Below are 22,070 nucleotides of genomic sequence, written 5' to 3'. Positions count from 1 at the left end.
GGCCCCCCTATTGTAGATCTGGGTTACACCTTGCTCCACTCAATATTCGGCATTTATTTTCTTAACATTTGCCTGCCATTTCTCCGTTTTAAATTCGAGCAGCCGCTCCAGCCCTGCTTTTTCTGCGTCATTTGATGTTTTCTCTAAGATGGATGCGACCTCATCATCAGATTTAGCAAACACCATATTTGCAAAGGCTACTGTGAAAATATCAGAGATTTGCTGTGAGATAATGCCGAGCTCTGAATCAGGCAGCGGATCCACATTGACAAATTCGGTAATGTCCTTCGATGTCTCCCAAGTGACAGAGCTTTGCGCTATCGTCTCCCATGATCTTAGCTTCTCCGACAAGGCCATCTCCAAGCTTACCTTGGCTTTATCGATGAAGGTCGTGTTGCCCGCCCAGTTGAAATCTTCAAATTTTCTCATCGTTTCCGAACGCTTATTGACGTCCCCATTTTTATAGTTTTCATTCGGAATTGGAGATCCATCCTCATTTTGCTCATCCCAATAAAGGCCTTGCGGTCCGAAGAATAGAACCTTCTGTCCTTCAGGTCCTGTAAGCCAGTCATAATAAGCGAAGATTGCTTCGGGATCTTTGGCTTCAGTCGTAATAACGTTGACATTCCATCCTAAGCTTTCAAATCCACTCACAAAAATATTCTTTTTGTCCAATCCAGCTTTATGAATCGGCCAAATAATTTCGTAACCACCGTCTGGTTTAACCTTAGTCAATTCACGATGCCCTTCTGCTCCGTAAGTTGTAATATTCGATTCGACCATAACAGCCACTCGGCCTGTGTTTACTTTTTCTTTGACTGCATCCTGGGTTTGTGTAATAGCATCTTGGGTAATCAATCTCTCTCGGAATAGCTTGCTAATATACTTCATCGTTTCCTGAAATGCAGAGTCCTCATAGATCGAGACTAGCTTGTCGCCTTCCGGATAACCCCTCATACCGATGAATTTGCTAGTTACACCTTCTTTGAAGCCTCCGTACAACAATTCCAAGCCGGCGCCCTTCTCCCCAACTTCAAGCGGTACAACATCTGGGTACGTGTCTCTGACTTTAATTAAGTAATTGTATAGATCATCGAATGTTTCCAGCTTCGGTCTGCCAAGTTCATTATAAATTTCTATGTTTACCATCCATCCGCCGTTCCCAAAGGTTCCCGATGTGTACCAATTTGGAATTTGATAGATTTTCCCATCCTCGGAACGAAGTAGATTGAGCGTAGATTCCTTCACATACTTTTTGAAATTGGGATACTTATCGTAATACTCATCAAGCGCCACAAGCTTTCGTGCTTGAACCAAGCGGTCGACTGTCGCACCGCGATCAGTAAATATGACATCTGGCAAATCGTCAGAGACAATCATCGTGTTCAGCTTCTCCACCGATGCGCCGCCAGATTGAATCGGCTTAACGGTAACTTTCTTGTTGTCCAAAATCCATTTGGTTGCTTCGTTATCCGCCCAAGGTGCCGTAGTTAACCAATCATAATGACCATAAAATGAAAACGTTACCGGCTTTGGACCGTCGTTTCCTCCGGAATTATCCGGGTTGTTCGATACTTGCGGCCCATTGTTGTTGTTTGAACAAGCAGCCAGAAAAACCATCAGGACAATCAATAACGACACCCATCTCAATCTTGTATTCATTTTTTCCCCTACCTTCTTTTTTTTATTGGGACTATCCCTTTATCGAACCGATCAATACCCCTTTGACAAAATATTTCTGCAGGAAAGGGTAGGTCAGAATGATGGGAATAGTAGCAACCATCATCGTAGCCATCAGAAGAGACTTTGTCGTTATGCTTCGGTTTCTGTTGATATGTTCCATTGCGATTGCATTGCCGGACGACATTTCTGTCATAATATTCGAATTCATAATTTGCCTTAATAAGGTCTGAATGGGCAATAGCTCATCCTTGGAAATATAAATGGCTCCGGTAAACCAATCATTCCAATGCCCCACCGCCGTAAATAATCCGATGGTAGCTATAATTGGACCCGAAATAGGCACAACAATTCGAAAGAAGATTCCGTAATTGCTGCATCCATCGATCTTCGCGGATTCTTCCAGTCCGTCGGGAAGCGCGGAGAAAAAGGTACGGAAAATGATCATATGATAAACACTGATCAATCCCGGAATAATCATGACCCAGAACGTGTTCATCAATCCAAGGTTTCGCACCAGCAGGAAGGTCGGAATTAATCCGCCGCTGAAAAACATCGTCACAATGAAGAAAATCATATAGTAATTCCTTAGCTGTAGATCTCTCTTAGACATCCCGTATGCCAGTAGCGACGTAACGAATACGGACAGAATCGTGCCGATCACTGTACGCATCACCGAGATCCAGAAGGAATTCAACAATCGAGTATCCTTGAATACAACATTATAATTTTCAAGTGTAAATGCCCTCGGCCAGATCGTGACTCCGCCAAGTGCCGTATCTCTTCCTTCATTAAAGGAAATAACTAGAGAGTTCCAGAAAGGATAGAACATCACGATTCCCAAAATGACCAGGCTCGCATATATCAAAGTCTGAAATACTTTATCGCCCGTGCTAAGCCTCATGCTTGCATTCCCCCCTTTATATTGCAAAATGAATTACCAAAGACTAACTCCCGCCCTGCGTGCCACTCTATTGGCTATTAGCAGTAAAACTACACTAATAATAGATTTGAACAAACCAACAGCTGTCGCGTAAGAGAACCGTGAATTTTGAATGCCTACTCGATAAACATAGGTATCTATGACATCTGAATATTCTCTGAGAATTGGATTGGAGGCTAGCAATAGAATATCTTCAAATCCAGCACTAAGGATCCCGCCAATGGCCAAAATCATGAAGATGATAATAACCGGGGTTATACATGGAAGCGTCACTAAATACATTTGCTTAAATCGGCTTGCTCCATCAATAGATGCAGCTTCATACAGCGTCGGATCTACTCCTGCAATGGCGGCTAGGTATACAATGCTTGCAAACCCAACCTCCTTCCACACGTTGACGCTTACTAGAATCGACCAGAAGTACTCAGGGATGGATAGAAAATTTATGGGATGCTCTATGAGATCCAGTTTTGCGAGAAGAATGTTCACTGTACCGTTATCAACCGATAACAATGAGACAACGAATCCGGATACGATGACCCAGGATAAAAAATAAGGCAGGTAACTGACCGTTTGAATGATGCGCTTAAACGCCATATTTCGAATCTCATTAAGCATGAGAGCCAAAATTATCGGTGCTGGGAAAGAAATGAGCAGCTTTAAAAAACTGATAGCTATCGTGTTGCGCAGCACATTAAAAAATTCCGGAGCATTAAAAAATAGCCGAAAATTAGTCCATCCCACCCACCGACTATCCCAAATCCCTGCAAAAATGTCATATTGCTGAAAAGCCATTAACACCCCATACATCGGAATATAACTGAATACAAATACGAAAATGATTCCGGGTAAAACCATAGATTGAAGATCCCATTGTTTCATAAATAGGCTGCGTCTAGTTGGCTTTGAGTTGATTTTCATTCGCCTTTTGCTCCTTTGCCAAGATTAAATAAATCAGATAACATAGGTATTTAATATCTCTTGAGTTGCTAGTTTGAACCGCTGCTACCTGCTGCTGTAGCAACTCATCCTTCCTATAGGAATAGTTCTAACAATGGAATGGAACCGCTTTCAGTATACGAAAAATTCAATAGCACCAATTCTGATAAGGAGCATAACTGGCATGATACGATTACAGATATTTCCAACTCACTATGATTATTTTTACATCGTTTTTTGAACATTTTGAATATTTCGAATATTTTTTAGCTTAAATTCGCTTAAGTTATTCATAATATCGGGTGATACCTCCTCACCACTGCTCTCCATGGCTAGAATGAGAGCACCAACCGCCGGCTCCGTATTTAAAATAGTAATCGAACAACGCGGCGCTGCTTGCTTAACCTTTCGTTCAATAATACTCCGCAGCAGCCCGTCCTGATCGCCGCGTGTCAATATACTGCCTGCCAAGACAATATCGAATTTCTCCTCGTTCATGGCTAATCGATTGATAGTTGCTGCGGCCGCTAAACCCAATTCTTCGCCCTGCTTTATCAAGATACGCCTAGCTACTTCATCCCCTTGCTGCACGGCATCGAACAACAATTTTGCAACTTCGACAGGCAAATAGTTGGAGTAATCAAGGAAATTATCCCTTAACGCCTCAACGCTTTCATACCCTAATTTATTTATCAGCAAATTCGATAAGCTCGTTTCTTCCTCTCTTCCCTCCCAGGCACGCATTACACTGCGGAACACCTCTATACTCAAATCTTGCCCTCCGCCAAAGTCACCGAACATATAGCCGAATCCCCCGCATTGAAAGGATTCGCCTTTTCTGTTCATTCCCGAGCAATTCACCCCTGTTCCACAGATGAGAACAACACCAAATGGCTGATTCGTTCCTGCTCGAAGCGCTATTGTTGTATCACACGAAATATTTGTATTCGGAAGATTCATCTTCTGAATGATTGGCCTTAAGATGCGATAGTCGCTTTCTCTGTCCGCACCAGCTAAGCCAAACCAAGCAAATTCGATTTGATCAACGGTTAATTGGGCTTGCCGTAATGCATCTGAGACTGCACTACGCAGGCTTTCTTCCGCTTGATCACGATTTGTTTGGTGATTGCCGTTTCCCCCTCTTCCTACACTCAGAATGGTTCCCTCAGAATTAGCGACGAGGGCATAGGTTTTACTTCCCCCTGCATCAATACCCATATAATATTTCAAGTAAATCGTCACTCCTATTTATATCGAGTTATTTTTTCTCAAGTAGGCCGTTGATTCTCTAATTAATAATTGGGGTGTAAGCTTGGTGATCGTTGTTTCCTGAATCGTGCCGTTAATATGCTTCAGGAGCAGTTCAACACCGATAGTGCCTAATTGTGCTTCAGGTTGCCTGACGGTCGTTAATCTTGGGAAAAACCCAGCAGCCAGCACCTGATCATCATAACCTACGACTGAAATATCATGAGGAACACTTAGCCCTTCTTCGCTTAGAGCATGGATAACCCCAAGTGCAATGAAGTCATCTGCTGCGAATATGGCCGTCGGCAGGCTGTCATCTCTGATCCATTTCTTAGCTACCTTGTAACCATCACTTACCGTAAACTGACTATACTCAATAGCAAATGGGGTTAGCCCTGCTTCGGACAAGGCTTGCAAGTACCCCCTTCTTCGCTCCTTAACACTCAAGAACAGCGTTGGTCCCCCAATATGGGCAATCTCCGTATGACCTAGATCTATCAAGTGCTTCGTAGCCTCATACCCACCTAAATAATTGTCTACAACCACACTCGATACATCCTCATGCTCTTCTTGATTATCCAGTAGAACGAAAGGAATATTCTTTCTTTTCAACTCGGCGATATAGCTTTCTTCTTCAATCGGGGAGAGGACAATAATGCCATCCACCCTGTCCTTCTGAAATAAGAAATTGCTGGTGTCCCCTTCCCCCTCATTTTCCGAAATTGACAAGGTTAGAAAGTATCCTTGCTCTGCTAATTTCCGATTGGCTGCCTTAATCACTCTATCGTAAAAAGAATCGTTAAGATTCATAATGGTCATGCCAATAATTCCGGTCTTTCCTCGAATTAGGCTTTGGGCAGCGGAGTTGGGCTGATAATTCAATTCTTCCATCGCCTTTAATACCTTCTCCCTGTTCTTTTCACGAACAGACGGTGCATTATTGATGACTCGAGAAACCGTTACAACAGATAAACCGGATTTTTTTGCCACATCATGTATATTCACTGTAATGTTGTTCTCCTTTTAGTAAGTATTAAAGTTAAATCCTTTTAATTTCAATGTGATGCTAGCATCCATCCAGCATTGTGTCAATCCTGGATGGATGCTAGGCGTTGTGTACCCTATAAATAGCTGCTTAACGCACAATCTTGACCTCATTGAACAAGGCCTGATTGGAGGTAGAACTGCCTGGATTGCTTAGAGCGAGCCCAATGTAAGCTCCGCTGTTCATGGTCAACGTGCGTCTGCCAACCTCTGTCCAGCTGACCCCGTTGGAGGAGATATAGCCAATGAATTGATTGTTTATTCGCTCCAGCTTAACCCAGCGCGGCAAGGATGCGGCAGTTACGGTGTCCGTTGTTACGCCTCCAGCTGCCTGCCTGTATTGAAATGATGCTCCATTGCTAGGGGTGATAAGCATGTCGACATGCTTCGCATTGGCACCCAAAGTCTCACGAATCATGACTCCCGCTTTTGCCCATCCGTTCATATTTGTCATATTGGAAACCTTAGCGATAATCGATCCATTACCGGTTAACGGAAGATAAGCATATCGCATTTTGTCTGCGGTTCCCCATATATCAGTGTCTCTGCTCGATAAAGTATAAGTTCCTGACTGAAAATGGGCAGCTCCTGTAGTCGAGTTAATATCCGTGGTTTTCCACAGTACAGGCAAAGCGCCGCTAAGCGAGACATGATCGATTATGGCTTGACTATTGGCCGAGCTGCTAGAATTGCTCAATGCCAAACCTATATACACATTACTGCCCATTGCAATTGATGCGCTGCTCACTGCGGTCCAGTTTTCCCCGTCTGTAGATATCGAGCCTGTGAACTGATTGCCGCTGCGCTCCAGCATTAACCACGACGGAGGAGCTTCAGCTATAATATGATCGACTGTGTTCCCTTGGTTAGCTGCTCGGTATTGAAATGCGGCTCCATTCACAGGAGTTACGATCATGTCCGCATGTTTAGCATCCACAGCAAGCGATTCACGGATCATTAAGCCCGCTTTCGCCCAACCATCCATATTATTCATTCCTGCAACAAGGGCAACAATCGCTCCATCCCCTTGCAGAGATTGATAGATGTAGTTGAATTGATCCTCATTGCCCCATATATCCGATGAGTTGCCTGACAATGTGAAGACCCCGCCGCTATAGCTAGCACTACCTGGCTTAAAGCCAATATTTCTTGCCTTCCATTCCGTTGGAATATTCGCTGCATAGTCTTGTGCCACAGGCCAGGTCCTTCGCGAATTAATATCGCTTAGCACGTTCTCATCCCAAGCTCCATAGGAGAAGAAGGAGAGATGAGTCACTTGTGGAAAGTGATCTCTAATACCGCCATATACCTCCTGATATTCATTCACTGTCCAATCGTTATCCAGTGTTGGAACAATCGTTACTCCAGAGCCAGCAAGCGACGATGTATCTGACAAAATCCCATTGGCGCCATAGACCCATTCCGTGTCAAATTCCCAATCATCAAAATAAGCCATTGGTGCAACAAAATCAATCGCATCCTTGAACTTCGCAACATTCTGACCAACCTCTGTGAATTCCGGCGGCAAAATATAAACACCGAGCTCCATATCTGCTTTTATCTGATCGATGTCTTCACGAACGTCCTGCACATAGCCGCCGATTTGATCCGTTCTCCATTCATTCCATTCATTCCTGCGATTAGAATCCACATTAAAGTTAATATCGAGCGGAGAATATCCGTAAATACTCTCGTATAGGTTAACCGCGTAGCTGCTTACATCCATGTTGTAATCGTCAAATCTCAACCAATCGAGTACCACGCCATCTATATCATAATTGCTTACAACCTCTTCAATTATTGAGCGTTGATAGGCTTGAACATCGGGATGGATCGGGTTGACGAAATATTCACTGCCATTCGAGCCTGTAAAAGGGACTACATTGCCGTCAACTAAAGCGTGCATTTGCCAGCTTGGATCCTTAACAAATGCTGCCTGATCATGGAACTGGGGAATCCATGCACGAACCTTGATACCATACTGATGCGCCTGCGTGATCACATGCGAAAGCGCGTCGAAATTCTCATAACCGGCGGCAATMGGGGCAATCGCACTGTCATAGAATACATGACCAGAAGGCACCTCATCGTCTTCATCCTGCTTTACGTTCATGCTAATAATATCGACATTGTACTGAACAGCTTTTTGAATGAATGCGGTTACGTCAGCGACATTTCTAAATTGGTTAACGGTCCGCACAATGATCTCAGTTCCGAACGGTGCTTGTTGGCTTGCCTGAACTCCTAATGAATGAGTAGGAAATAGAACACTGACAAATAACATAAACACCAGCAATTTCAAACCTTTTGTTTTAATCATCCTAACATCTCCACCTTTTTCGTTAAAAGTTTAAAGCATTTAACTTTCAGACTAAAAAAAATGTTAAAAACGTGAGATCACATATCGAGCGACTAACTATTTTATGATTAAGTCCTAATAATGGTTTGTTTTTTCAAGTTGTTATTCAATCCACTGCAAGCACCTCGAAAGTTTAAAGCTTTTAACTTTAGCTAGATATTATCACTCAATCGGAAATGCGTCAATAACTGGAAGAAAAATATTGTTCTTCAGTGCTAAGCGATTCAGTACTGTACTGACAAGAGGAACACTACAATCAGGAGGAGAACTAGATGCCTCGCATTTATCCGATCACGTTCGCAGTGGACACAAAGGGAATAAGGGGGGAGAAAAAGGAAAAGAACTCCTTGCACCCGTCCCCAAGCGGAGCGTGCAAGAAGTTCCTATCGAAATATTGGAGTTACAGCATCTACTTGTTCAACCTAAGCTTCTTCGACATACTCCCAATCTGGATAAAAACTATATTATTTAACGACGCCATGGGGATCTATAACAAATTTCCGGGAAACGCCGCGATCAAAATCTTGATAAGCTTTTGGAGCGTCATTTAATGATATAAGCGTGGCATTCACGGCTTTAGCAATTTGTGCACGTCCGCTCATGATCGCCATCATTAATTCTCTGTTGTATTTCATAACTGGCGTTTGGCCTGTCACAAACGTGTGGGACTTCGCCCAACCGAGACCAAAACGAATTTTCAATGTTCCAATTTTCGAATCCTCATCCACAGCACCTGGATCCCCTGTTACATAAAGTCCCGGAATTCCTAAGCTGCCGCCTGCACGAGTAACTTCCATAATGGAGTTCAATACCGTTGCTGGCGCTTCGCCATGCCCCTCCCCATGCCCATGCGCTTCAAAACCAACACAATCTATCGCCGAATCTACTTCAGGAGATCCCAAAATTTGATCAATTTGTCCAGCCAAATCACCATTCTCACGAAGATTAATCGTCTCACAACCAAAGCTTTTCGCTTGGGCAAGACGCTCTGCATTCAAATCGCCGACGATAACAACCGCTGCCCCTAGCAATTGAGCAGAATGCGCTGCAGCAAGACCTACCGGACCTGCACCGGCAACATATACCGTTGAACCCGGGCGAACCCCAGCACTAACCGCACCATGGTAACCTGTTGGGAAAATATCGGAGAGCATCGTTAAATCCAGAATTTTTTCCATTGCTTTCTCTTTATCTGGGAACTTCAATAACTGAAAGTCTGCATAGGGAACCATGACATATTCGGATTGCCCGCCCACCCATCCGCCCATATCCACATAACCATAAGCAGAACCAGGACGGTCTGGATTGACATTTAAACATATATTTGTATTACGTTCTTTACAACTGCGACAACGTCCACAAGCAATATTAAAAGGAACGGAGACCAAGTCACCCTTTTTGATAAACTCGACATCACGGCCCACTTCAATAACTTCACCTGTTATCTCATGGCCTAAGATAAGACCAGATGGAGCCGTTGTCCTTCCTCTAACCATGTGCTGGTCGCTTCCGCAAATATTCGTTGTAATCACTTTCAGAATAACCCCATGCTCACATTTACGTCCTACATTCAATGGATTGACACCCGGTCCATCCTTCAATACCAAGTCTGGATAAGCGGTGTCTCGTACCTCAACACTTCCTGGTTTACTATAAACAACTGCTTTATTTCCAGACATGTTCTCATCTCCATTTACTAGATTATTTAATTACAGTTTAGATGCTTTTTCAGCCTGTATGCCTAAATAATGAAGATTCTTTACCACGAAATTATGCAAGTGTAAGCTTAGTTATACGTCCATCGAAAATCCATTCCGCAACATAGACAGAACCTTTGGAATCAACGCAAATACCATGTGGTGAACTAAATTTATTATCCCTGTAGTAAGACTTAGGCAAATTCGGCCAGCCTGCTTGTTTGTAAGCCTGCTGATCTTCACCTAAATGACAGATCAACCGATCATTTTTGTCGAAGATCGTAATCCGACTGTTTAAGTCTGGGAAGAAGAGATCGTCCCCGTGATAATAGAAGCTGCAGGGCTGATCCATGTCATCGACGATGACTCTTTTGAAATCGCCCTGTAGAGTGAAGACTTGAATCCGATGATTGCCACGATCAGCTACATAAACTTCTTCTATCCCACTGCGAATATCAATCGAAATACCATGCGGGCAATTCAATTGTCCTAGTTCCGTACCTTTCCCACCCCACGAACGGATATATTCTCCTGCTGCTGTATATTGATGAATCCAGCTTTGTCCATAACCATCGGATACATAAATATCACCATTTGCCGAAACGGCTACATCTGTAGGGACATATTTAAGCTCCTCGTTATAAATATCAGGACGATCAGGTGTTCCCAATGTCAATAAGTGCTTTCCGCTCAAATCCATTTTCACAACATTACCGCGAGCTGTGTCTGTGATATAAAGGTATTCGCTATTTTGCTCCTTATGAAGATAAAATCCGTGTGCGCCACCCTCGAACTCTTCGCCCCAAGCCGCTTGAAACTCCCCGTTCTGATCAAATTTGAAAATGGAGGGTTTTCCTGTATGAAAGACATAGACATTATCCTGTTGATCTACGACGATTCCATGTGTATAGCCAAACTCCAAGTGAGCAGGAAGCTGTGCCCAGCCTTGAACAAGATCATAGCTGCGTGCGGTATTTCCTAATTGCGGTGTTTTGTTTGTGATCATATTTAAATCCTCTTTTCCTTAGTTGAGTGATTAACTTTTTTGTTAGCAAACGCTATCATGAATTGGCTCATCATTTGATTTAAGATCAGCTTCTACCCGCCCGCGAATCAACAAATGATAGTGTTGTCTGATATGATAAACTCCCAAACTAAATTAGTCTTTGAACAAACGAGACTTAATTTTGCACTATGTGGACATTTTGATAAAAAAACGGAGATTTTGATCATTGGCTTCTTCGATAAAAAAGAAGGGAAGGCTTTTTTGCCTCCCCCTCTTCTTAGTTAACCCAGTATCAATCTAGCAACAACTTCAAGATCCGACCGCTTTGGCCCTGAATTAATCCTTCACCATTTCACTATTAATTCGCCGTATTATTTATGTTCCAACATCCCTAAGATCATGACCACCGCTTCCGCTCTCGTGGCGTTCTCATTCGGTGCGAAGAGATTCTTCCCGCGCCCCTTAATGAGCTTCGCTTCATACGCTGCGGCCACAGAGGGTCTTGCCCACTCAGCTACCTTGTCTGCATCAGCAAAAGATAACTTCGCGTTCGGATCGACCTTGAGCCCCAGTGCACGAACGATCATTATCGTCATTTCCGTGCGGGTAATATTACGTGTCGGACGGAAGGTATTATCATCATAGCCCTTCAAAATTCCTGCTTCTATCGTTCGTGAAATGGAAGGTCTAGCCCAAGCCGGAATCTTATTAAGATCTCTGAAAGGCAGCTCCTTTTCTACGCCTTCCAGTTTCAATGCACGGCTCAACATGACTGCGAATTCACTTCGTGTTGTTTGTGCATTCGGTCGGAATGTACCATCAGTATACCCCGTGATGAATCCTAACTTAACTGCTTCTTCGATAGACAATTTCGCCCAGTGACTAGAAATGTCAGTTAATCCGCTGCCAGAAGAACCGTCGCTTTTCACATCAACTTTCACACTGCCAAGGCTTGAAACAACCTTCGACTCTAACTCGGAATCCACGAGCTTCATACTTGAAAGTGTAATTTCGGCCGATCCCGCAGTAATTGCCTTAAAGGTTAGTGTAGCCAGAGTCACATTCCCCTTCTTGCCTGCTGTGTTTCCTATTTGTGTATGCGCTAACTGAATCGTATTCTCTTTCAAAATCGGACTTACTCCGAACCCTTCTTTTCCAAAGTCCGCGCTCACAAACTGCAGTCGTTTCGAATCGTAAGTTAGATTAATTTCGTAGGCGTACAAATCGATAACATTTGTTCCATTCACTTTGACTTGAAAGGTTTGGTTCGCCTTTGAACCGGTATCTTCGATGGATAGCGAAAATGCTTGATCATTCGCAGCAAACGTAGTTCTCGGAGGCAAGCAGGATATACACAGAAATAATGCCAAGCTGCATAAAAGTAATTTACGGATCATCATTGAACCATCCCTTCGGTAAACAAAGATAAGAGTGCGAGAGTAGCCTATTAATGTTTGACCACTCTCTCACCGTTTACTACTATCAGTATATGTTGATAATCCTACATAACTAAACTATAAAAATCGGAGAAAACAACAAAATCTATGCATTCGTAGCAACAAAAAACAAAGTACTTCATTGAAAGCTTGTTATTGTTGACTGCCTAATTATTCTTCGCATCAGGGTATAATCATTTATTATTCTTTAACTCATTGATATAATCTTCCATCAAAATAACTCGGCTTTCCAAACGTGATTTTTCAGCGGCGAAAGCAATCAGATGGCTCTTTACAGAGACACCTGCACCTGTAAGCCCTTCTTCCTTCCCATCACTTCGAACAAGACGTACAAAATCGCTCATTATACCTGTATCACCGCCGCCATGACCTGCCAAGTCCGTATCCAAAGTGATAGTCTCCGTCTCCCGAGTAACGAAGCTCGTCACTTCAATTACATTCTTCTCCATATCGCCTCTGATCTGACCATGAGTGCCCATTAGCTTCACCGAGCGTCCGCCTTCATAAGTAAATGCGCTCATTGTGAACGCAACCGTCACTTCATTTGCAAATTCCATGTTCACTACCTGATGATCGACCACATTGTTATCGCAATGATACACGCATCTTCCATATGGCCCATTTTTCAGTGCTCGAAGCACTCCCTCATCACTTGTATCGTTGCTAACAACCGTGCGAAGCACTTCACCCACCCAATCATCTCGTTCAATATACATTTTAGGTGCATAATAAGGGCAGCTGTCCTGTACCGGGCAACCGTCCAAACAGTACTTAGGCGCGCCTTCCGGCGCACTTTCTTTGCGGAAATGAGTTAATGAGCCGAAAGATGAAACCTTAGTACAATCTGCATCAACAAGCCATTGTAATATATCCATGTCATGGCAGCTTTTTGCCAGAATCATTGGACTCGAAACCTCTGAATCACTCCAGTTACCTCTTACAAAGCTATGTGCTTGGTGACGATGTTCTACATTTTCAGTATGTTGAATTGAAACGAGTTTGCCGATTTTTCCCTCCGTAATAATCTGCTTGATTGTTGAAAAAAAGTCCGTATACCTAAGTACATGACATATCGAAAATACCCGATTATATTTCTCAGCATATTCCCCCATGACAATACATTCTCTTGGATCGGGTGACATCGGCTTTTCCATTAGCACATGGTACCCTTTCTCCAATGCTTTCAGCGCAGGCTCATAGTGCATTTTATCCTGAGTACAGATGAGAATCGCATCGGCTAGCTTCGGCCCTGCAAGCAGATCCTCCCAGTTCGAGTAACAATTCTCATTCAGAACACCATGGTCTTTTTGGAATCGCTCTATTCGCTCAGGATCGATATCCGCAACGGCAACGAATTGAATGTCGTCTGGATGTTGCAAGGCATATGGAGCGTAAGCACCTCCCCCTCTTTGTCCAGCTCCAATTAATACAGCAGTAATTTTTTTCATTCCTGTGCTCCACTCCATCTCTATTGTTAGTTAATATCAGCTTAAATAGGTTCGTCCATTTTGAAAATAATAAAAAGTTTGTATTTCTTCGAAAAGTAATACAAATCGACTACTATTTAATATCATTTCTCTGAATTCAATCTGATAACTTTCAAGTTAATAAAAAAAAGCCCAATATCCGCAATGGAATCAGGCTCTTCAGAACGATACTAATATTGAAATGGCATATCATTTTCATGATCTATCTCTTGCCCAAGCTGCAGTCTGTAATCACTCAAAGACATGCCAAAATGCTTTTTAAATCGCGTGTAAAAATAATTATTTCTCTCTAGTCCCACCTTTTCAATAATGGATGTTAAAGGAAGCTGCGTATTGCGCATATATTCGTCCAGTTTTTGCATTCGCGTGTCGAAAATATACTGCGCAATAGACTGCCCATGTGCAGTTTTGAATATATGGCCGACATAGTTAGATGATAACCGTAATTTTTCGGCGATAGAGCTCAGGCATAATTCTGTGTTGGAATATTCTTGCTCGACAATTGCGACAATACGTTGGATCAGATGATCATTACTATTGGAAGTGTTCCTGAGAACCTCCACTTTATTACACAGCTTCTGTAAAAATGAATCCATTACGCTGTCCATATCTGTACTCACTTCTGCATTTTGAATCCCGCGCAAAAACTTTTGTAGTGTTAAATCCTGACTATCCTTTACTGCAGGCATCTTGCTTAGCACACTGGAGTAAACACTGTAAATCAAATGAACAATGCAATACAAAATTTCGTCGTAAGTGTATTGATATAACTTTGGACTAATACTTTGATAGATTGCGGCAGCAGATTCATAATTGCCCTCGAGTACTTTCTCAACCAACTGCTCTTCTTTCTTGACGGGTATATGAAAATTATCTGTGTTGATTTCATCCATCATGTAAGGAGTAATAATACAACCATGTCCGTAGCGCATCTTCAACAGAATGGAGCCCTTCATATTATTGTACATGCTAGGTAAATGCTCAATCCCCTGAAACATCGTGCTGTACGCCATAGATAAAGAAATACGAAGATACTTAAGTGTATTACTGTGTACCTCGAGCAAGTAACGCTCTATTTTCTCCTGCAGCACTTTATATTGGGTTACTGTGGAACAATCCATAATCACTACGAATTTATCGGGCTCACTGCTGAAAATTTCGCACACACCATAGTCCGCTGCCAGTTCTGTTGCAATATTCACAATAGCATAGCGTAGTGCCCATCGTTCCTTCTGGCTATTCACAGATACAAATTGGCTGTAATTATCGATTTTAATGAGACACATGCACAACTGACTGGTGGCGATATAATCCAGTTTGATGTCATGTAGTTTCTCCTGCACTTGGTCTATAGAGTGTGTAGTACTATCACTTAATAGTGCATTAAGAAAGTCTTGTTTGACCGCATAGCCTGCTTCATGGATTATTTTATCAAGCTGTTGATTTCTCTCCTTCATAGACTCGAATACAGACAAAATAAATTGAAATTCTTCCATTCTCGAAATGACTACATCGTTTTTCTCAGAAGCTTCGCCGTTAATAATTTTCGTAATCGTTTGAATCGGATGATTCAGTCTGCGAGCCAAGTACAGACAAATTATTGCGCAAATGATAAATACAACAACTACGATACCCGCAGACACCATTGATGCTTTAATTACATCCTTAAACGTTTCTTTTACAGGAGTAAGGCCCATAATGTACCAATTGTTTGCGTTGCTTTTACTGCTGGATACCAAATAGCTGATACCCCCAATTTCTCGTATCTGATTATTGCTTCCAACAAGTTCATTTGCTTGCTGGCTTAATCCGCCTACTTCACTCATATTATGCTCAAACTCCGGTGTGAGCGTCTTACTTAGAATAGAGCCGTTTGAATCAACGACTAAAAAAGAAGATTTCGTTTCAGGGTCATTGCCATTGATCGCTTGAATAGATTCCGTAAGCGCTTTCGTGCGAATGTTGACGACAATAGCGTTTTTCAAGCCCGATAAAGTCTCCCCCGGTTCAAATAATATATAGGAACATGTATCGGCCGATTGCGTTGCTTCTTCTACAGATGTCACAATAGGCCGACCACGATACTCCGATATAAAATTTTTATCGGTTAGCAGCGCTACAATCGCTTGATCTGAGAAGTTAGAGGCTGATTGGCGTTCACCGCTCCTTGAAGAATAAAACAAATCCGCCCCCGCATTGTAAAGATAAACGCTATCGATATCTTTTAGTGTAAGAAAGTGCTTGTCAATGACCTTGCTTGCTAAAATCGCCACGATCTCATCATTTTTCTTCATATTAATAAATTGGATGATATCTTTATCGCTGTACAGTGCATTTCCTAATTTTTTTGCAGTCTCATCTAGGTAGGTAATACTGTAATTGTAATGTTCAATCAGCTCATGATTGAAGCGGTTAATCATCGAGATACTCGTGCGTAAATAAGTAATGGTCAAGAAAACAGTAAGCAATACAGTGATGAGGATCGTAATAATCAGAAAGGAGAAGAATGATTTGCGAAAAAAGCTCGTACTGTTTTTTTCCAATATCCTCGGTAGCTTCATTGTGATCCCCCAGTTCATATGACTTCGATTTTCTATGTATTTACAATTATCATCATAATAGCATAAGTATCCATTTAGCATCACAACGATTAAAGCTCTTTGTAGATTTCATTATTTTTTAGAGATGCCATCTGTCGAAAAACTAAGAGAATGATGGTTTTGATTGTTGTGGATAAAAGTACCACTAAATACAATGAGGGAAGTAAAAGATTAATTGCAAGGAAGGGGGTGAACTCAATGAAACTAACTACAAGACCAATTCATAACAGAACATTGCGCAGCGTACGTAAACAGTTTCCTTTCTATTTAATGATGTCACCTGGTCTACTATTCATTGCAATCATGTGTTATATCCCAATGGGCGGTGTCATAATCGCCTTCAAAGATTACAATGCACGCGATGGTATATTCGGAAGCGCATGGATGGATCCGCTGTTCAAAAACTTCGAATTTTTCTTTAAATCCGAAACAGCGAGAATTGTTACGTTCAATACACTTTTCTACAATATCATAGAGATGGTTACCGTTACGCTCGGTGCACTAATATTGGCCATTCTATTGAGCGAAGTGAAAAATAAAAAGCTCTCAGCCACCTATAAAGGTGCTTTATTGCTGCCAGTTTTCCTTTCATGGATTGTAGTTCAGTATATTGTGTTCGGTATGCTTAGTGTAGACCGAGGTATTGTCAACAATGTTATCGAATCAAATGGTGGAGAAGCTATTTACTGGTACAGTGAGCCTTCACATTGGCACTATATTCTTCCCTTAGCCTATCTGTGGAAGAATATCGGTTACTATTCGGTATTGTATGTAGCAGCGATCGCGGGGATTAATACGGACTATTATGAAGCTGCTCAATTGGATGGCGCTTCGAAGTGGCAGCAAGTCAAATATGTTACACTGCCGCTGCTGAAACCAATAATTATCGTCCTCATGTTGTTATGGGTAGGTAAGTTGTTCAATGGCGGATTGGGCGACTGGAATGGATTCTATACCCTTTCCAATGATTCAGGAGCACTATATGGTGCAACAGATGTTATAGACACCCTTGTATTCCGCTCTCTGAAAAAGCTGAACGACTATGGCATGTCGTCTGCAATTGGTCTATATCAGGCAGTGATTGGTCTCGTTCTTGTCCTGATTTCTAACTATATTATTAAAAAAACAGACCCCGACAGCGCCTTATTTTAATCGATCAGCGTAGAGAAAGGGAGGGATTTTCATTTTAGCAAGAAACTTTCACGTGTCAAAGATCGTGATTCATCTCATATTCATTGTATCAGCACTAGCCTGTATCATTCCGTTGCTATTAGTTGTATCGATATCGTTTACAGCTGAAAAGTCGCTTATGGTCGACGGATATAATTTTTGGCCCAAAGTGTTTGATATTTCAGCTTATCGATACGTATTTAGCGGAGCAGGCTCGATTGCCAATGCATACGCAGTAACGATCTTTGTAACCGTTGTTGGTACGCTGCTGCATTTACTTGTTACTTCGATGCTGTCCTATTCGTTGACGCGACCTGAAGTTACCTATCGAAATGCACTCACTTTATTCGTGTACCTTCCCGTGCTGTTCAATGGCGGACTTGTTCCATCCTACATTTTAATAACACGATATTTGCATCTTAAGAATACCATCTGGGTTCTCATTGTCGTCTTCCTTGTGTCAGCGATCAACGTGCTCATTATGAAAAACTTTTTCAAATCGATTCCTAGTTCCTTGTTCGAGTCTGCACGCATAGACGGCTCAGGTGAAATTCGTACTTTTTTCAGTATTGCACTTCCACTTTCAAAACCGTCACTGGCGACTATCGGTCTGTTCACAGCGATTTCCTACTGGAATGACTGGACGACCACTGCCTTGTATATCGAAAAGCCGAAGCTGTACACATTGCAATATTTACTGCAATCTTTAATGAACAATATCGGCTATTTGCAAGCCAATGAAGCAGCATCTAAATCTATGGAAGCCGCCATCGGTATGCTTCCTAGTGAAGGAGCACGGATGGCGACCTGTGTACTTGCCATCGGTCCGATTATATTACTGTATCCTTTTCTACAGAAGTATTTCGAGAAAGGCTTAACAATAGGTGCTGTAAAAGAGTAATTTTACAAGAATCTAGTTGAGAATAAAATTAGTTTTTAGGGGGATATCAATGAAAAGATTTTCTATGTTGTTGATCAGCGTAACTCTGCTTCTCACCATGATCCTGTCTGGCTGCTCGAAGGCTTCACCAATCGCTAACGGCGATTCTACGACTCCAGCACCTGATACTAAAAATGCTGAAAAAGAAAAGGAAAAAGAAAAAGAAGAACTCGTTACCCTTAACTTCTATATGTCGAACAGCCCTGTCAATGACTTTGACCGCATCATGAACAAAGCTAATAAAATTATTGCTGAAAAAATCAATGCCAAATTGAATTTAGTTCTTGTAGACGGCAGTACTTATGCAGATAAAATGAATCTGATGATCAATTCGGGCGACGACTGGGATCTTGCTTTCACTGCATTCTGGGGTGGAATTAATTACTTTGGAAACGCTGCAAAGGGAGCGTATGCTGACTTAACTGACCTTCTTCCTGTACATGCGCCTGAAACGTTTTCCCGCATCCCTCAAGGTCTATGGGATGGTGTGAAAATAAATGATCGTATTTATGCAGTTGTCAATTATCAGCAATGGGGCGTTGCCAAGCGCAGTGGCTTTATCTTCCGCGAAGATGTTCTTAAAGAAACGGGGTTTGACTGGAAAGCTGTTAAAGGCAAGCCAACCATAGAAGCTCTCGAAATGGTAGGACCATTCCTTGGCGAAGCGTTAGCTAAGCATCCTGATATGATCGGATTTGAAACTAGCGCTAATCATAGTTTTTTTGCCAATGAGCCGCTTTACTGGGATATGGAGCCTGTAGGTGATTTGCTAACTCCTGGCTGGGTCAATCTCAATGCGCCAGACAAAGTTATCAACCAGTTTGAAACTCCTGAGTTCGCTAAATACGCAGAAATTATGCGTGACTGGTTCAATAAAGGCTATGTGCGCAAAGATGGTGCAACGGTAAAAGATACAACTCCTGATCGTAAAGCTGGCAAAATTGTTTTTGCGATGCACTATGGCTGGCCTGACAGCATCGATCTTCCAGGTCAAGAGCAAGCTATGTCCATGACAGAATACAAAGATTTCCCTGCTCTATCCGTATCTACTACTCGTACATTAATTTCAGCTGGAGCTGCCTCCAATGCAGCTATTGCTATCAATTCAGGTTCAAAAAACGTTGAAAAGGCTTTGCAATTAATTGAATTGCTAAACACTGATGATGATCTATACAAACTCATTACATTAGGAGAAAAAGACGTTGACTACACCTACAACGAAAAAGGTGACTTCACTCAAATTGAAGGCAAATATAATTTCAACTGGAATGAATGGCAAATCGGTCAATCCTTCAGCCCAACATTCAACCGTGCTGATCATGCCGAAAATGCAGCTGGCGAAATGAAGAGAAAAGCTCAGTCAATCGTTTTTGAAAATGATCAAACAGCAGATGTTTCGCCATTATCAGGCTTTGTATTTGACCCAACTCCTGTAAAAACGCAAGTTGCCAACGTAGCTTCCGTTATGACTGAGATGATCCCCGCTATCAGCTCTGGTTCGATTGACCCGACTACATCCGTGCCTAAATTCCTCGAGCGTTTGAAAACTGCTGGCGTAGATGACATCATCAAAGAAAAACAAGCTCAATATGACGCTTGGAAAAAATAATAATCTCTCACTCAATAATGAAATCCGGTGTATCGCTTTATAGCGTACACCGGATTTCTATTTTAATGAGCCGATACTTATGTGTAAATCTTTTTCACACAATCCTTGCAAACCACTATCTGCCTGCGACAGGATCGGATGCCGCTGCCGTCCTGAGATGCTGAAGGCAGCTTTGCGGAGTCATCCCCACGATGAGGCTGACTCCGTCCGTATAACCCTCTTCTCGTCCGGTAAGTTCCAGAATCATTCGGTCTCTCCAACAGTTCAACATCTCTGCGCGCTCCGCAGACTTTACAAGGTTGCACAGCTCTTGCGGGTCAACCTGAAGATCAAACAATTGCTCCTCGCCCGTCTGGGAATACCAAATATATTTAACCTTGCCATCGGTTAAGTAGTGATAGGAAAGCTCACCGTAGGCATGCTCACCGTGGATGTAAGTCCTCCATTCGGATGTGCCGGCATGCGTCCCCAAAGGAATGATGCTGCTTCCGTCTACCGTGGTTGGGATCGCGACATCTGCCGCCTCCAGCAAGGTTGGCATAATATCACGCAATTCCACGATTCGATCCACTTGTTTGCCTCGGACGAGGCCTAACCTACCTGTAGGGTCATTCAAAATGAACGGCACTTTGGCGCTTCCTTCGTAAGCTAATATTTTCTTATAGAGAAGATGGTCCCCCATCAGGTCTCCATGATCCGACGTGAAGAGGATGATCGTATCATTACTTACACCGAATTCATATAGGGCGTTCAGCAATCGGCCGATCTGGTTGTCGATATGGGTAATTAAAGCATAGTAGGCCGCCAACGATTTTTGGCGCATACGCTTATTCACGATTCCTCTCCCAGTCGTCGGATTCAGCCCGTCACGGTCGGGATCATCGAGGCGCGCCCAATCGCCAATCGGAGGTTCCGGCAAATCGATTCCATCATACAGATCAAGAAACGCTTGCGGAGGATCCAAAGGCGCATGTGGCCTTACGAATGAAGTCCAAAGAAAGAACGGCTTGCTCGGATCCCTCCGCCGCAAGAAATCAATAGACTGAGTAACCGCCCAGTTGGTCGGATGTAACGCTTCTTCCAAATGCCAAGGTCTCGCGACAGTCGAAGCGTTACAATCAAGACCGTGATCCATAATATCCTGTTGTGATCCGGCTCTCTCTTTCAACCAGCTGATATAATCGTCCGTTTGATCCCACCACTCATTCGCCGTCGATCGGGAGCGATCACGGTTATAATGCATATAGCCGTCATGCAGTACGATGTTGTGAAATCCGCACAGATTGCGCGTGGGATACACATGCATCTTGCCTACGCATTGTGTATGGTACCCGGCCTTCGCAAACTCTCCAGGCATCGTATGCTCATAGCTCCAGGGCACTTTGTCCTCATACCCAACTCTTCCATGGTTTTGCTGGCTCATTCCTGTTAAAATGGCGGCTCTTGCCGGAACGCAGGATGGAGTTGCTGTGTAAGCGCTTGTATACGCAACGCCGGTTCTCGCCAAGTTGTCCAAATTTGGTGTTTCGATAACGGGATGGCCCAAGAAATGAAGACAATCCGCCCTCATCTGATCAACGGTGATTAAAAGTACGTTTGGTCTCATGCGACGCCTCCTTCTCGCTTGCTATATGAAATCCTTCTCCTCTACTCCTAATACTTCTTCAAACGTAGGCGTTATCCTTTTGCAGCAAATGCGAGCTTCTCGTTACTAGAGTCACTGAGTCACTGATATGCATCGAAAGGGTATACAAAAAGGTCCCCAGACGCTAAACACTTCTAAGTGTCCAGTGTATGGGGACCAGTTTGGGCTCTTTTTTGTATGTGGAGCGATGTCGCGCCTTTCCATCGCTTCACTTAAATCTATTTTATTTTTGGAGATTTAGAAATA

15 protein-coding genes are annotated in these 22,070 nt (G+C 42.8%); 3 read left to right on the top strand and 12 right to left on the bottom strand.

Features of this window, described 5'->3' with window-relative positions; all coding sequences use genetic code 11:
* Positions 1 to 39 precede the first annotated feature (39 nt).
* The 11 genes from AC1DM9_RS01760 to AC1DM9_RS01710 all read right to left on the bottom strand — a co-directional run bounded on the left by AC1DM9_RS01760 (position 40) and on the right by AC1DM9_RS01710 (position 16,421).
* A complete protein-coding gene (locus tag AC1DM9_RS01760; RefSeq protein WP_477510883.1) occupies positions 40 to 1,662 on the bottom strand; it encodes an extracellular solute-binding protein in 1,623 nt (540 codons plus the stop codon).
* A gap of 31 nt (positions 1,663 to 1,693) precedes the next feature.
* Positions 1,694 to 2,584: a carbohydrate ABC transporter permease gene (locus tag AC1DM9_RS01755; protein WP_339204837.1), complete on the bottom strand. Its 891-nt coding sequence runs from the start codon at positions 2,582 to 2,584 to the stop codon at positions 1,694 to 1,696.
* 33 nt (positions 2,585 to 2,617) lie between these two features.
* Positions 2,618 to 3,544: an ABC transporter permease gene (locus AC1DM9_RS01750; RefSeq protein WP_339204838.1), complete on the bottom strand. Its 927-nt coding sequence runs from the start codon at positions 3,542 to 3,544 to the stop codon at positions 2,618 to 2,620.
* Between the two features lie 243 nt (positions 3,545 to 3,787).
* Complete coding sequence (locus AC1DM9_RS01745; protein ID WP_477510885.1) at positions 3,788 to 4,792, bottom strand: N-acetylglucosamine kinase; 1,005 nt, start codon at positions 4,790 to 4,792, stop codon at positions 3,788 to 3,790.
* Between the two features lie 18 nt (positions 4,793 to 4,810).
* A complete protein-coding gene (locus AC1DM9_RS01740) occupies positions 4,811 to 5,815 on the bottom strand; it encodes a LacI family DNA-binding transcriptional regulator (RefSeq protein WP_339204840.1) in 1,005 nt (334 codons plus the stop codon).
* Between the two features lie 130 nt (positions 5,816 to 5,945).
* Positions 5,946 to 8,174 (bottom strand): family 10 glycosylhydrolase, encoded by a 2,229-nt coding sequence (locus AC1DM9_RS01735; RefSeq protein ID WP_477578192.1) that lies wholly within the window; start codon positions 8,172 to 8,174, stop codon positions 5,946 to 5,948.
* 503 nt (positions 8,175 to 8,677) lie between these two features.
* Positions 8,678 to 9,892, bottom strand: coding sequence for a formaldehyde dehydrogenase, glutathione-independent (fdhA, locus tag AC1DM9_RS01730; protein ID WP_339204842.1), 1,215 nt, complete (start codon positions 9,890 to 9,892; stop codon positions 8,678 to 8,680).
* A 91-nt stretch (positions 9,893 to 9,983) separates the two neighbouring features.
* Positions 9,984 to 10,916, bottom strand: coding sequence for an NHL repeat-containing protein (locus AC1DM9_RS01725; protein WP_477578190.1), 933 nt, complete (start codon positions 10,914 to 10,916; stop codon positions 9,984 to 9,986).
* Between the two features lie 371 nt (positions 10,917 to 11,287).
* Positions 11,288 to 12,286 (bottom strand): S-layer homology domain-containing protein, encoded by a 999-nt coding sequence (locus AC1DM9_RS01720; RefSeq protein ID WP_477578188.1) that lies wholly within the window; start codon positions 12,284 to 12,286, stop codon positions 11,288 to 11,290.
* Between the two features lie 260 nt (positions 12,287 to 12,546).
* Complete coding sequence (locus AC1DM9_RS01715; RefSeq protein WP_441882608.1) at positions 12,547 to 13,821, bottom strand: Gfo/Idh/MocA family protein; 1,275 nt, start codon at positions 13,819 to 13,821, stop codon at positions 12,547 to 12,549.
* Between the two features lie 209 nt (positions 13,822 to 14,030).
* Positions 14,031 to 16,421, bottom strand: coding sequence for an AraC family transcriptional regulator (locus AC1DM9_RS01710; RefSeq protein WP_477578186.1), 2,391 nt, complete (start codon positions 16,419 to 16,421; stop codon positions 14,031 to 14,033).
* A 237-nt stretch (positions 16,422 to 16,658) separates the two neighbouring features.
* On the opposite strand from AC1DM9_RS01710, the gene AC1DM9_RS01705 reads away from it, so the two are divergent.
* The 3 genes from AC1DM9_RS01705 to AC1DM9_RS01695 are packed head-to-tail and all read left to right on the top strand — an operon-like array spanning position 16,659 to position 20,179.
* Positions 16,659 to 17,612, top strand: a complete 954-nt coding sequence (locus AC1DM9_RS01705) for an ABC transporter permease (protein WP_477551357.1) — start codon at positions 16,659 to 16,661, stop codon at positions 17,610 to 17,612.
* A gap of 52 nt (positions 17,613 to 17,664) precedes the next feature.
* The gene (locus tag AC1DM9_RS01700) at positions 17,665 to 18,531 is read left to right on the top strand and encodes a carbohydrate ABC transporter permease (protein ID WP_256710832.1); all 867 of its coding nucleotides are present in this window, start codon (positions 17,665 to 17,667) and stop codon (positions 18,529 to 18,531) included.
* Between the two features lie 49 nt (positions 18,532 to 18,580).
* Positions 18,581 to 20,179: an ABC transporter substrate-binding protein gene (locus tag AC1DM9_RS01695; RefSeq protein WP_477578184.1), complete on the top strand. Its 1,599-nt coding sequence runs from the start codon at positions 18,581 to 18,583 to the stop codon at positions 20,177 to 20,179.
* Positions 20,180 to 20,294: 115 nt separating this feature from the next.
* On the opposite strand, the gene AC1DM9_RS01690 is transcribed toward AC1DM9_RS01695, so the two are convergent.
* Positions 20,295 to 21,785, bottom strand: a complete 1,491-nt coding sequence (locus tag AC1DM9_RS01690; RefSeq protein ID WP_477578182.1) for an arylsulfatase — start codon at positions 21,783 to 21,785, stop codon at positions 20,295 to 20,297.
* Positions 21,786 to 22,070 lie beyond the last annotated feature (285 nt).

The organism is Paenibacillus sp. 01T431, assembly GCF_056398625.1.
This window is presented reverse-complemented; position numbering and strand designations above follow the sequence as displayed.

Excerpts from the sequence above, each read along its gene's own strand:
- AC1DM9_RS01760 (WP_477510883.1), bottom strand. The coding sequence starts at position 1,662 with ATGAATACAAGATTGAGATGGGTGTCGTTATTGATTGTCCTGATGGTT.
- AC1DM9_RS01755 (WP_339204837.1), bottom strand. The coding sequence starts at position 2,584 with ATGAGGCTTAGCACGGGCGATAAAGTATTTCAGACTTTGATATATGCG.
- AC1DM9_RS01750 (WP_339204838.1), bottom strand. The coding sequence starts at position 3,544 with ATGAAAATCAACTCAAAGCCAACTAGACGCAGCCTATTTATGAAACAA.
- fdhA (WP_339204842.1), bottom strand. The coding sequence starts at position 9,892 with ATGTCTGGAAATAAAGCAGTTGTTTATAGTAAACCAGGAAGTGTTGAG.
- AC1DM9_RS01725 (WP_477578190.1), bottom strand. The coding sequence starts at position 10,916 with ATGATCACAAACAAAACACCGCAATTAGGAAATACCGCACGCAGCTAT.
- AC1DM9_RS01715 (WP_441882608.1), bottom strand. The coding sequence starts at position 13,821 with ATGAAAAAAATTACTGCTGTATTAATTGGAGCTGGACAAAGAGGGGGA.
- AC1DM9_RS01710 (WP_477578186.1), bottom strand. The coding sequence starts at position 16,421 with ATGAAGCTACCGAGGATATTGGAAAAAAACAGTACGAGCTTTTTTCGC.
- AC1DM9_RS01705 (WP_477551357.1), top strand. The coding sequence starts at position 16,659 with ATGAAACTAACTACAAGACCAATTCATAACAGAACATTGCGCAGCGTA.
- AC1DM9_RS01695 (WP_477578184.1), top strand. The coding sequence starts at position 18,581 with ATGAAAAGATTTTCTATGTTGTTGATCAGCGTAACTCTGCTTCTCACC.
- AC1DM9_RS01690 (WP_477578182.1), bottom strand. The coding sequence starts at position 21,785 with ATGAGACCAAACGTACTTTTAATCACCGTTGATCAGATGAGGGCGGAT.